The organism is Nocardioides sp. (assembly GCF_035547795.1).
GTDB lineage: Bacteria > Actinomycetota > Actinomycetes > Propionibacteriales > Nocardioidaceae > Nocardioides.
Genome location: NZ_DASZUF010000113.1, coordinates 1 through 11,388, shown reverse-complemented (window position 1 = coordinate 11,388; position 11,388 = coordinate 1). Strand labels below are relative to the sequence as shown.

Genomic DNA, 11,388 nt, shown 5'->3' with positions numbered 1-11,388 from the left:
CACCTGCATCTGCCTGCTCGCCGCCCCCGAGGGCGTCGCGCACCTCGAGTCGAAGCTGGCCTCCCTCGACATCCCGGTCACCGTGGTGACCGCCGCGCTCGACGACCACCTCAACGACAAGGGCTACATCGTCCCGGGCCTCGGCGACGCCGGCGACCGGCTCTACGGCATCGCGGGCTGAAGCGGGAAATCGGCCACCGTCTCGTAGCGGGGCCGGCCCCGGGGCCCCTCGCCGAGATGGGACTCGATCAGCCGGATCGAGGAGACGGTCCAGGTGGGGCCGCGGTAGGAGTCGAGGAGGCGGACCCAGTTGCTGACCTCGGCGGGTACGCCGAGGCGCGCCAGCGTCACGTGCCCGCGGAAACGGCTGCCGTCGACCTCGATGCCGCTCTTGGCGGCCGCGGCCCGAGCCCCGGTGGCGAGCCGGCGCAGCTCCACGGTGTCGGTGTCCAGGCCGGCCCAGAGCACCCTCGCGCGGCCCGCGTTCGGGAACGCCCCGCCACCGGCGATGGCCGCCGCGAAGGCGGTACGGCGAGCGGCGGCCCGAGCCAGCCGCTCCTCCAGCTCGTCGATGCGCCAGGCGTCGACCGCGGCCAGGAACGCGAGCGTGACGTGGAACGAGTCGGAGGTGGCCCAGCGGAAGGATGCGGCCAGGCGCCGTACCTCCAGGAAAGCGTCGAGGTGCTCGATCACCGGCTCCGGCGGGACCACCGCCACGAACATCCTCACGACACGTGGGTGCCCAGCAGCGTCCCGATCAGATAGGTGACTCCCATCGCGAAGGCGCCGCCGAGGACGTTGCGGATCGCCGCGCGACGCCAGTTCGCGAATCCGAGGGTCGCACTGGTCCAGCCGGTGATCGCGAGCGCGACCAGGACCGCGAGCACGGTGACGTAGAACCGCTGCGGCGAGGGCAGCAGGATGGTGAGCATGGGCAGCAACGCGCCGATGGTGAACGACACCATCGAGGCCAGCGCGGCCGACCACGGGTTGCTGACGTCGTCGACGTCGATGCCGAACTCGAGATAGGAGTGCACCCGCAGGGCGTTCCACTCGGTCAGCTCCTGGGCGGCCGTGGCGGCCGTCTCGGGAGACATCCCGCGCTCCTCGAGCATGGTCGTCAGGTGACGCAGCTCCTCGTCGGGCATCCGCTTGAGGTCGTGCTTCTCGGCCTCGACCAGGGCCAGCTCGGCGTCGCGCTGGGTGGAGACCGAGACGTACTCCCCCGCCGCCATCGACAGCGCACCCGCCACCAGGGCGGCGATGCCGGCGATGAGGATGGTGGGGCGGTGGTCGGTCGCGCCGGCGACACCCATCACGATGCCGGCCACCGACACGATGCCGTCATTGGCCCCCAGCACGCCGGCACGCAACCAGTTGAGCCGGTTGCTCAGGCCCTCGGTCTCCCCGTGCTCGTGCTCCAGGTTCGCCAACTCAGCCATGCGGCCCATCGTCCCTTGCCGGGACGACGGGCCGCAACGTAGGTCAGGCACGCCTCACAAGCCCAGATCGCGGCCGATGATCTCCTTCATGATCTCATTCGATCCGGCCCAGATCTTGGTGACCCGGGCGTCGCGCCAGGCGCGGGCCACCCGGTACTCGTTCATGAACCCGTAGCCGCCGTGCAACTGCACACAGTGGTCCAGGACCTCGGACTGGGTCTGGGAGGACCAGTACTTGGCCTTCGACGCCTCGACCGCGGACAGCTCGCCCTTCGCGTGGGCCAGCACACACTTGTCGATGTAGGCCTCGGCGACCTCGATCTGGGTGAACAGCTGGGCCAGCAGGAACTTGTTGTGCTGGAAGTTGCCGATCGACTGGCCGAACGCCTTACGGTCCTTGGTGTACTGCAGCGTCTCGATCAGGATCTGCTTGGCATGCGCCACGTTCGCCACCGCGCAGGAGAGCCGCTCCTGGGCCAGCTTCTGCATCATGTGGATGAAGCCCATGTTGAGCTCGCCCACGATCTCGGCGTCGGTGACCCGCACGTTCTCGAAGAACAGCTCGGCGGTGTCGGACTCCTCCATCCCGACCTTGTCCAGCTTGCGACCGCGGCTGAAGCCCTCCTTGGTCGCCTCCACTCCGAACAGTGTGATGCCCTTGGCGCCCCTCTCCGGGTCGGTCCGCGCCGCCACGATGACCAGGTCGGCGGAGTAGCCGTTGGTGATGAAGGTCTTGGAGCCGTTGATCACCCACTCGTCCCCGTCGCGTACGGCGGTGGTCCGCAGCGCGGCCAGGTCCGACCCGCCACTGGGCTCGGTCATCCCGATGGCGAGCAGGATCTCGCCCGACGCGACGCCGGGCAGCCAGCGCTGCTTCTGCTCCTCGGTGCCCAGCTCCACGATGTAGGGCGCGGTGATGTCGGTGTGGATGCCCACGCACGTCGGGTACGCCGCACCGACCTTGGCCAGCTCCTCCTCGAGGACCGCGTTGAAGCGGAAGTCGTCCGCACCGGCCCCGCCGTACTCCTCCGGGATCGAGAGGCCCAGGAAGCCCTGGGCACCCGCCTCCAGCCAGAACTCCCGCGGCAGCGCCTTGTCCGCGATGTACTTGTCGGTGTTCGGCAGGACCGAACGCTCGATCCAGGTGCGGACCGACTCCCGGAACGCCTCGTGGTCCTCGTCGTAGATGTCGCGCTTCATGGCGCCGAGTCTACGACGCCAAGTTACTGGCGCGTAGCCGTCTCCGCGGCGTCTCGCTCCCGCACCCGCGTCGGCATCGCAGCGGCCGCCACGAGCAGCAGCACGCTGATCGCCACGGCGACCACGAAGACGACGTGCAGCGCCGGCTCCAGGTCGCCCGCGGTGAGCTGCTCCAGCGCCGGCACCTTGCCGTGCAGCCGGTGGCTGACCACGCCGTTGGCGACCGCCCCGAAGACCGCCACACCGACGGCGCTGCCGACGCTGCGGGCGAACATGTTCGCGCCGGTCGCCACGCCGCGGCTGGTCCATGCCACCGACTCCTGGGCCGCGACCACGCCCGGCGAGACCACCCAGCCGAAGCCCAGCCCCATCACGAAGCACGGCAGGCCGAGGTGCCAGATCGAGCTGTCGGTGCCGACGGTGAGCAGCAGCAGGCCGCCGACCAGCGTGGTGAGCGCGCCCAGCGACACCGTCGCCCGGAAGCCCCAGCGCAGGAAGAGCCGACCCGCCTGGGACGACGCCAGCGGCCAGCCGATCGTCATGCCGGCCAGCGCCAGCCCCGCCACGACGGCGCCGTGGCCCAGGACACCCTGCGCGAAGAGCGGCACGTACGACGACAGCCCCAGCATCACCATGCCGACCAGCAGCGAGCCTGCGTTGGTGGCGTTCAGGACTCGGCGGCCGAACACCCACAGCGGCAGGACCGGGTCGGCGGCGCGGCTCTCGACGTATCCGAAGGCGACGAGGGTGCCCAGAGCGATCACGAAGAGCAGGATCGAGACCGGCGAGTCCCACGCCCAGCGCTGGCCACCCTCCAGGAGCGCGAGCAGGAAGACCACGCCGCCGACGGTGAGCAACAGGGCGCCCGGCCAGTCGATGGTCGCGCGCCGGCGGGTGACGTTCTCCTTGAAGCTGCGGGTCAGCATCCAGCTCGCGACCAGTCCGAGTGGGACGTTGACGAAGAAGATGGCGCGCCAGGAGACGTAGTCGGCGAAGACGCCGCCGAGCGTCGGGCCGATCAGCGAGGCGATCGCCCACACCGAGGCGATGTAGCCCTGGACCTTCGCCCGCTCCTGCAACGTGTAGATGTCACCGACGATCGTCATGGCCATCGGCTGCACCGCTCCGGCGCCGAGTCCCTGGATCGCCCGGAAGACGATCAGGCCGGTCATCGACCAGGCGAAGCCGGAGAGCATCGAGCCACCCACGAACAACCCGATGCCGATCAGCATGATCGGCTTGCGACCGATCAGGTCGGCGAGCTTGCCGTAGATCGGCACCGTCACGGCGGTGGTCAGCAGATAGATCGAGAACAGCCACGGGAACTGGGTGAATCCGCCGAGGCTGTCCACCACCTGCGGTACGGCGGTGGCCAGGATGGTGGTGTCGATCGCCACCAGGCCGAGGCTCAGCATCATCGAGAGCAGGACCGGGCCCCGCTCGCTGCGGAGGCCGACGCTGGCACGGGTCACGGTCTCACTGGCGGACATATCGTTAGCAAACCTCACTAATGCGGCAGGCTATTCCCCGGGGGTCCTCCTGGTTACCGGTCCGCCGAGACCGACCGTCGAGGGAGCGCCGTGACCGATCCTCCACCATGGCTCGTCGCCCTTGCCTGGGTGGCGCTGGCCTCGGGCCTGATCTCGGCCGGGATCGTGCTGAGGGACATCGGCCGCGGTCACCGCCAGCGGATGCCCGTGATGGCATGGGTCTGGCCGATCACCTGCCTCTACACCGGCCCGCTCGGGCTGTGGGCCTATCGACGGCTGGGGCTGCCGCACAGTCCGGCCTGGCTCGCCGAGCGCGGGCTCGACGAGCCGCCGGAGCAACCCGGCTGGGCCTCGACAGCGCTCGGCGTGAGCCACTGCGGCGCCGGCTGCACGCTGGGCGACATCGTCGCCGAGTGGGCGGTCTTCGCGCTCGGGCTCACCATCGCGGGACAGGCGCTGTACCCCGAGATGATCGGCGACTACGTCCTCGCGGTGATGCTGGGGCTGGCGTTCCAGTACTTCGCGATCGCCCCGATGCGCGGGCTCGGTGTCCGCGCCGGGATCGTGGCGGCCGCCAAGGCCGACATCCTCTCGCTGACCGCCTTCGAGGTGGGCCTGTTCGGCTGGATGGCGCTGCAGACGTTCGTGCTCTTCCCCGCGCCCCACCACCTGCACCCGGACAGCCCGGTCTACTGGTTCGGGATGCAGATCGGGATGTGCCTGGGCTTCGTGACGTCGTACCCGGTGAACGTGTGGCTGATCCGACGGGGGATCAAGGAGGCGATGTGAGTCGCCTCAGTTGGGCTCGATCCGGAACAGCGCCGCCCGGCGGGCGATGACCTCGGCGCGGGCGAGGCGGGGCTTGTCGGAGCCGTCCCGGATGACCCGGCCGCCGGCCTCGAACTCGCGCAGGAAGTCCAGCGCCCAGGTGACGTCGGCCGGCGAGGGGCTCATCGACTCGTTGATCACCGCCGGCTGCTCGATGTCGAGGCAGAGCTTGCCGGTCATGCCGAGGTTGACCGCGTCGGCGGCCTGCTCGCGCAGCACCGCGTGGCTGTTGCCGACCGTCGGGCCGTCGACCGGGCCGGGCAGGTTTCCGATCCGGGAGGCCAGCACCAGCCGGGTGCGCGGATAGGCCATCGCCATCGGCTCGTTCGCCGCGCCGGTGTCCTTGCGGTAGTCGCCGCTGCCGAACGCCAGTCGGAAGGCGCCCCGCGCCCGCGCGATCGTGACCGCGTCCTCGATGCCGAGCGCGGACTCGATCAGCGGGATGACCGGCGTCTGACCGCCCAGGCGCTGGAACGTGTCGGTGACCTGCTCGGCCGCCTCCGCCTTGGCGAGGATCACTCCGCGCAGCCCCGGCGTACCGGCCAGGGCGGCGAGGTCGTCGCTCCAGTCAAGCGTGGTCCAGTCGTTGATCCGCACCCAGGCCGAGCCGCCACTGCGCAGCCAGCCCACGACGTTCTCCCGGGCCTGGTCCTTCAGCGACTCGTCGATCGCGTCCTCCATGTCCAGGATGACCTGGTCCGCACGGCCCAGCTGGGCCCCGTCGAACGCCTCTACCTTCAGGGCCGAGACCAGCTGCCAGGAACGGGCGTTCTCGCCGTCGACCCGGGTCGCCTCGCGGGCGGTCCGGCGTTCGTCGAGTGCGGTGGATGTCATCAGTGGGGCCTTTCGTCGGGGACGGCAGCGCGGGCGTGGACCCGGAACAGCCCGGGGCCTGGCACCAGTCTCCCGCGAGACTCCCCTCCACCTCTGCACCGGGCCGCTCCACGAGCGGCCGGCGGCTCAGAGACCGGCCGCGTCCAGGACCGCCTCGACGAGGGCGCGCGCGTTCGCCACGATCTCGGGATTGGTCGGGTCGGGATCCATCCGGGCGCTCATCTGCGCGCCGTCGTAGATGAGGTGCAACCGCGCAGCCAGGCTCTCCGCATCGGCCACACCGGCCCGCTCGAGGATGTCGCGGAAGACGGTGCGGACGTAGCCGCGGTAGGTCCGGCTGCGTTCCTCGTTGGGGCCACCGCCCGGGCCCTCCGCGGTCGCCGCCGCGAAGGCGCAGCCCCGGAAGTCGGGCCGTGCGAAGAGCTGGGTCTGGGAGTCGAAGACGGCGAGGACCTGCTCGCGCGGCGTACCGCCGCGCTCGAGGGCAGCCGTCACCCGCGCCACCTGGCGCTCGTGGCGGCGGTCGAGGTAGGCGGCGACCAGGCCGTCCTTGTTCCCGAAGTTCTTGTAGAGGGTCGCCTTGGCCACGCCGGCCTCGGCCAGGACCCGGTCGATGCCGACCGTGTGGACGCCCTCGGCATAGAACAGCCGCTCGGCGGTGTCGAGCAGCCGCTCGGATGCGCTGCGCTGCTCCTCGGTCACTGTCACATCGTGCCCAACACCGGACGGCTGTGGAACCTTCCGGAATAGACGGATCTGTTCACCAGTTGCGCACAGACAGGTCTGTCTACCACGGAGGTACCGATGTCCACCAGCACGCCACCCGTCCTCGACATGGTCCGGACACCGCGCACCAACGACGGCTCGATCCTTCGACTCGCCCTCCTCGCCTCGATCGTCATCTCCTTCCTGGCGGCATCCGCGGCGCCCACGCCGCTCTACCAGCACTACGACCGGATCTGGCACGGCACCGCGCTGACCACCACCGAAGCGTTCGGGGTGTACGCCGTCGCGGTCCTCGGCGGACTCCTCGTCCTCGGCGGCGCCGCCACGCACCTCGGCCGTCGGCCGGTCCTGCTGGCCGCACTCGGGCTGCAGGGCGTTGCGCTGGTCCTCTTCGCCACGGCCGGCTCGTTCGAACCGCTCTTCATCGGACGTGTGCTGCAGGGCATCGCCGCCGGCGCCGGGCTCGGCACCCTGGGCGCCGCGATGATCGAGGCCCACCAGGAGCACGGCACGGTCGCCAGCTCGGCCGCCCCGGGCGCCGGCACGGGCATCGGCGCGCTCGCTGCGGGGATCGCGGTCAGCTACCTGCCGTGGCCGACCCACCTGATCTACCTCGCCCTGATCGCGGTGCTCACCCTCCAGGCGGTCGGCGTCCTGACCCTGCTCGAGGCGACGCCGACCAGACGAGGCCTGCTGGCCAGCCTGCGGCCCCGGATCGCCGTCCCCGCCGCGGCGCGCGGCGCCTTCACCGCCGCGGCCCCAGCCGCCTTCGCGGTCTGGGCGCTGGCCGGGCTCTACGGTTCGCTCGGCCCCGCCGTCCTGCGAGCGATGTCGCCGCACAGTCCCACCGTGCTCGGCGGGTTCGTCCTCTTCGAGCTGGCGATCGTGGGGTCGGTGACCACGATCGTGCTGCGGTCGCACGACGGTCGTCGTCAGATGACCACCGGCCTGGTGGCGATGATCGTCGGCGTGGCCTGGCTGGCCACCTCCATCGCCACCGGCTCGGTGGTCGGGTTCCTGCTCGCGACGGTCGTGGCCGGCGTGGGGTTCGGCAGCGGGCTGCAGGGCAGCATCCGCACGACGGTGCCGCTCGCCGAGCCGCACGAGCGGGCCGGGCTGCTCGCCGCCGTGTACCTGGTCTCCTACGCCGGGATGGGCGTCCCGGCCGTCGCCGCCGGCTTCGCGGTCAGCCACGGGACCGGGCTGACCGCGACCGCGGTGGCCTACGCGATCGGCGTGATCACCCTGGGCCTCGGCGCCTTCGCGCTGCTCGGTCTCCGGGCGGGTCAGTAGTACCAGGGGTAGCGCGGCACGCTCAGCGAGCGTCGACGGCCATCGTGGGCATTGGGCGATTGACCTGCACGAACGCGTTGGGAGTCGTTGACTCCGATCGGTCGCGGCTGCTCGTCCTGCCACATTTCTGCCACATCGCCGCCGCGGCCCTCAGGAGCCGAATCGCTTGGCGCCCATCGTCTTGAAGTAGCCCTTCTTCAAGGCTCGTTCGGCGCTGTCCTTCGGCGTGGAGAAGAAGTCGCGCTCAGACGCTGACAGGCCGATCGTCTCGATCTTGGTCCTCAGTAGCGCCAGCGTGCAGCACAGGTCGGCCGCCTGAAACAGGCTGTAGTCGGATGGGATGACCTTGCGGACCTCGACGGTGGTCAGGTGCGCGTTGAAAACGCTGTTGACGACGTTGGTCAGCTCCTTCTGGCCGCTGTCGTAGTAGATGACGATGCGATCCCAGGAGGCGAAGAACACGAGGTTGTCACGAATGAACGCGCTCACCGCCCGGGAGATCAGGCTGACAAGGTGATCAGTGTCGGTGGCCTCACGCTTGTGGAACACCAGCGAGTGGTGGGTGACCTCGCATCGCCGAACGAAGTCCACCAACACACGGAAGATGGCGCGGCGCTCCGGCATGTCCATCCATCGGTAGTCCTGCTCCCGCCGGATCAGCGGCCCGGTATGGATCGGATGGTTCGCGTCAAGACCGCGCGCGACGAGCGCATCGTGGATCTTGTCGAGGTTGCCGGCGATGTCATCGCTCTGATCATGGAAGACAAGGCTGACGATGTAGAACGGCGAGTGCGTCTCTAGCGGGCCGAAGACACCGGACTCATCGATGAAGATGCTCAACTCACGCACACGACGTCCTGACAAACAACTTGAGGCGAGCGATGCCCGCCTCAAGAGGGTGGCGGGGGATGTCCCCGCCTAAAGGGTGGACCAGGGCCTCACGGCCAGTCCAGTGACCCAACTCTAGCAGCCCGGTCGTCACGCCCGGAGTCCCTTCCTCACCCGCTGCCACTCGGCCGTGGTCAACAGCCCTTCGGCCCTCGCTTGCTTGGCGGCCACCAGCAGGCGCTCGGTTTCGATCCGTCCACGACACTCAAGAATGGCATCGCTCACAGGCTGCGCCTCCAGGCCCTCATACAAGGTCGTACGCACCTGATCCGTCACTCGGGTCAACTCGATGAAGGCGGGCAATTTCGGCCGCGCCCGCCGGTTGACCGCCACCTTGATCCGGCGAGGATTCACATCAGCCAGCCCGAACAGAGCCAACACCGACTCCCCGTGCAGATAGGCCCCTTCCCCTACCCGCAAGAGCGCCTCGGCGAACTGGTCATAGCGAGTAGGCGGGACGTCCGGGACGCGATACAGCCCGTAGGCAATGTTCCTCAGTCCACCTCGAGCCGCGAGCTTGGGAAGCTCCACGGCCGGCACCCCAGCCTCGACCGCCTCCCGCGTGGTGACATAGCCGTAGCGGTCCAGCGCGATCTCTCGCACAACATCCCGATACTTCGCCCCGGTGACCATGTCGCAACTATACCGAACGCGGTAGTGTTGTGACAGCCAACACCTGGGCAATCGTTGCGCTTGTAGAAGTCCTCCCCGAGCGTCCGCCCGCGGATACCGTTGCGAACCCATGCCCCCATCAGAGGCGGGAAACTCGCCACGTCGCGGACGAGATCGGGCCCCGCCTCCGCGGAGCCACGCGGTCGATCCGCCCACTGTCACTCGCCGCTCACAGGTTCACCTTCGGGAACTTCATCGCTTCTTCGCTGAACAGCGGCCGGGGCAGGCCGGCACTGAAGCGGGCAACGCGCCACCCCGGTTCCCCGGCGAGCGTCGGACGATCCGGGCATGATGGGGTTGTGGACGCGCTCGAACTGACCGTGGACGAAGGACGGCCCGCCAACGCGGGACGCTTCTTCCACCTTGGGGCGGACCTGCTGACACTGCTGGACGAACTGACCGACCTCCCGGTGGGCTGGCGAGTGGACGAACTGCGGACCGCCTCCGCGATCGCCGTCCTGACGCCCCCGAAGGACCTGCCAGCGGAGGCGCGGCACCTGCGCCTCGTCGTGGACTCGCTGGCCGCGGTGCAGGCGGGCGGCCCACTGCCCGACGAGTGGACGCCGGACGCGGTGAAGGCCGCGCACCGCTTCGCCGAGCACGGGCAGGCCGCAGAGGACGAGACGGACTGGGTGCCGCCGCGCCTGCGCCTCGTGACCGACCACCGCCCCGGCCCGGCCGTGGACCTCACGCCTAACTTGGTGCAAGACCTCGCCACACTGCAGCCCTTCGAGCGAGACATGCCGGGCTCCGTGCGCGGCGAACTGGTAGGTGTGAACGTGTCCCGGGGTAACCGCGCCTCTCTGCGCCTGCCCACGAAGCGCGTAGTGCGCGTGTCGTTCCCCAGCGGCCTTCGGGAGACGATGCGGGACGCGCTGCTGCAGGACGTGGAACTGCGCGGCATCGTCCGGCAGGACGGAGAGGGCCGGGTGTTCAAGGTGCGCGCTGACGAGGTGGAGGTCCTGGTCGAGCCGAAGGCACGCTGGGCTGACCTGTTCGGGGCCGCGCCGAACTACACGGGCGGCGTGCCTGTGGACGAGTGGCTGGAGGCGCACCGTGGGGAGGCCTGAGAAGATCACGAGCGCCCTGCTCGATGCATCGTCGCTCCTCGGCGTCGTCACGGGGGAGCAAGCGTTCACCTGCCTCAAACCGCTGCTTGAGGCCGTGGACCGCGAGGAGATCCGACTGGTCGAGTCGACCGCGATCTTGATCGAGGTTCGCCCGCACCACAACGGGGACGGCCCAGAGAACGTCCGGGTACGTGAGGACCTGCTGGCGCTGTTGCAGTCGCGGAAGACGCAACTCGTGGACGTGAACACGGTGGTCGCCCGCAAGGCTGGCCAGTTGGCGACTGATTTGGGCCTGAAGACGTGGGACGCAGTCCACCTTGCGACGGCGATCCTCTCGGGCGTGGACGTGCTCATCGTTCGCGACGGCAAATTCCCCGAGGGCGACTACGAGGGCGTCTGGGTGACTGGCCCCTTCGATATCAACGAGGGCAACCTGCTGAGCCTGCTGCCCGACGAGAACTAAGTAGGTGTTGGGAAAGGGTCCATTCGGCTGGCTTTGGCTGCCACGGACGACGTCGCGGTGCTGGTGCGCGGCGGGGCGGGTCATCAGGCCGATCACGGTCCGCTTGATCATGGCCTCGGCGTGTTCGGGCAGGCGTTCGTAGTCGCGGGCCAGGGGTCGGGTCCGCGTCAGCCAGGAGTTGGTCCGCTCGATGACCCATCGCCTGGGCAGCACCTCACTGACGCCATCGATCCAAGCACGGTCAGCCACGTCGTGGTCAACTACACAAACGTCGCGCGTCATCCGACAACTCGACCTCTTGCCACATCTCTGCGACGCGATGGAGGGTCTGACCTGCGTCGATGCAGGTCCAGTAGTTGCCCTAGAAATACCAGGGGAACGGCGACCAGTCCGGGTCGCGCTTCTCCAGGAACTGGTCCCGGCCCTCCTGGGCCTCGTCGGTCATGTAGGCGAGGCGGGTGGTCTCGCCGGCGAAGAGCTGC

The 11,388-nt window shown here is 69.3% G+C and carries 13 protein-coding genes and 1 pseudogene; 5 read left to right on the top strand and 9 right to left on the bottom strand.

The features are described 5' to 3' along the window. On the top strand, positions 1 to 181 hold a 181-nt coding region (locus VHA72_RS07810; RefSeq protein ID WP_325573942.1), incomplete at its 5' end, for a uracil phosphoribosyltransferase. Here the strand turns inward: VHA72_RS07810 and thpR are convergent. Genes thpR through VHA72_RS07790 form a run of 4 tightly spaced genes read right to left on the bottom strand, consistent with a single transcriptional unit; the run spans position 163 to position 4,132 of the window. Beyond that, the gene (gene thpR / locus VHA72_RS07805; protein ID WP_325573944.1) at positions 163 to 723 is read right to left on the bottom strand and encodes an RNA 2',3'-cyclic phosphodiesterase; all 561 of its coding nucleotides are present in this window, start codon (positions 721 to 723) and stop codon (positions 163 to 165) included. The genes VHA72_RS07810 and thpR overlap by 19 nt on opposite strands. Positions 724 to 725: 2 nt before the next feature. Next, a complete protein-coding gene (locus VHA72_RS07800; protein WP_325573940.1) occupies positions 726 to 1,442 on the bottom strand; it encodes a VIT1/CCC1 transporter family protein in 717 nt (238 codons plus the stop codon). A 54-nt stretch (positions 1,443 to 1,496) separates the two neighbouring features. Next, positions 1,497 to 2,642, bottom strand: a complete 1,146-nt coding sequence (locus tag VHA72_RS07795; protein WP_325573938.1) for an acyl-CoA dehydrogenase family protein — start codon at positions 2,640 to 2,642, stop codon at positions 1,497 to 1,499. A gap of 23 nt (positions 2,643 to 2,665) precedes the next feature. After that, on the bottom strand, positions 2,666 to 4,132 hold the full coding sequence (locus tag VHA72_RS07790) for an MDR family MFS transporter (RefSeq protein WP_325573936.1): 1,467 nt from the start codon (positions 4,130 to 4,132) through the stop codon (positions 2,666 to 2,668). A gap of 90 nt (positions 4,133 to 4,222) precedes the next feature. Here VHA72_RS07790 and VHA72_RS07785 point away from each other — a divergent pair, with 90 nt between their 5' ends. Next, positions 4,223 to 4,921 (top strand): DUF4396 domain-containing protein, encoded by a 699-nt coding sequence (locus tag VHA72_RS07785; protein WP_325573934.1) that lies wholly within the window; start codon positions 4,223 to 4,225, stop codon positions 4,919 to 4,921. 6 nt (positions 4,922 to 4,927) lie between these two features. Here VHA72_RS07785 and VHA72_RS07780 read toward each other — a convergent pair whose 3' ends face one another. Continuing rightward, the gene (locus tag VHA72_RS07780; protein ID WP_325573933.1) at positions 4,928 to 5,794 is read right to left on the bottom strand and encodes an HpcH/HpaI aldolase/citrate lyase family protein; all 867 of its coding nucleotides are present in this window, start codon (positions 5,792 to 5,794) and stop codon (positions 4,928 to 4,930) included. Between the two features lie 126 nt (positions 5,795 to 5,920). Continuing rightward, positions 5,921 to 6,496 (bottom strand): TetR/AcrR family transcriptional regulator, encoded by a 576-nt coding sequence (locus tag VHA72_RS07775; RefSeq protein WP_325573931.1) that lies wholly within the window; start codon positions 6,494 to 6,496, stop codon positions 5,921 to 5,923. A gap of 102 nt (positions 6,497 to 6,598) precedes the next feature. On the opposite strand from VHA72_RS07775, the gene VHA72_RS07770 reads away from it, so the two are divergent. Further along, positions 6,599 to 7,813: an MFS transporter gene (locus VHA72_RS07770; protein ID WP_325573929.1), complete on the top strand. Its 1,215-nt coding sequence runs from the start codon at positions 6,599 to 6,601 to the stop codon at positions 7,811 to 7,813. Between the two features lie 150 nt (positions 7,814 to 7,963). Here VHA72_RS07770 and VHA72_RS07765 read toward each other — a convergent pair whose 3' ends face one another. Together VHA72_RS07765 and VHA72_RS07760 are read right to left on the bottom strand one after the other, a co-directional pair. Then, positions 7,964 to 8,653 (bottom strand): DUF3800 domain-containing protein, encoded by a 690-nt coding sequence (locus VHA72_RS07765; protein WP_325573927.1) that lies wholly within the window; start codon positions 8,651 to 8,653, stop codon positions 7,964 to 7,966. 138 nt (positions 8,654 to 8,791) lie between these two features. Then, positions 8,792 to 9,334: a hypothetical protein gene (locus tag VHA72_RS07760; RefSeq protein WP_325573925.1), complete on the bottom strand. Its 543-nt coding sequence runs from the start codon at positions 9,332 to 9,334 to the stop codon at positions 8,792 to 8,794. A 338-nt stretch (positions 9,335 to 9,672) separates the two neighbouring features. Between VHA72_RS07760 and VHA72_RS07755 the strand changes: the two genes are divergently transcribed. Both VHA72_RS07755 and VHA72_RS07750 read left to right on the top strand, forming a co-directional pair. Then, positions 9,673 to 10,443 carry a hypothetical protein gene (locus VHA72_RS07755; RefSeq protein ID WP_325573923.1) on the top strand — a complete coding sequence of 257 codons (771 nt, stop codon included), beginning with the start codon at positions 9,673 to 9,675 and terminating at the stop codon, positions 10,441 to 10,443. Next, positions 10,430 to 10,906, top strand: coding sequence for a type II toxin-antitoxin system VapC family toxin (locus tag VHA72_RS07750; protein WP_325573921.1), 477 nt, complete (start codon positions 10,430 to 10,432; stop codon positions 10,904 to 10,906). Before VHA72_RS07755 ends, VHA72_RS07750 begins: the two co-directional genes overlap by 14 nt. Positions 10,907 to 11,267: 361 nt before the next feature. On the opposite strand, the pseudogene VHA72_RS07740 reads toward VHA72_RS07750, so the two are convergent. After that, positions 11,268 to 11,388 (bottom strand): annotated as a pseudogene (locus VHA72_RS07740) (1,4-dihydroxy-2-naphthoyl-CoA synthase); the annotation flags it as partial.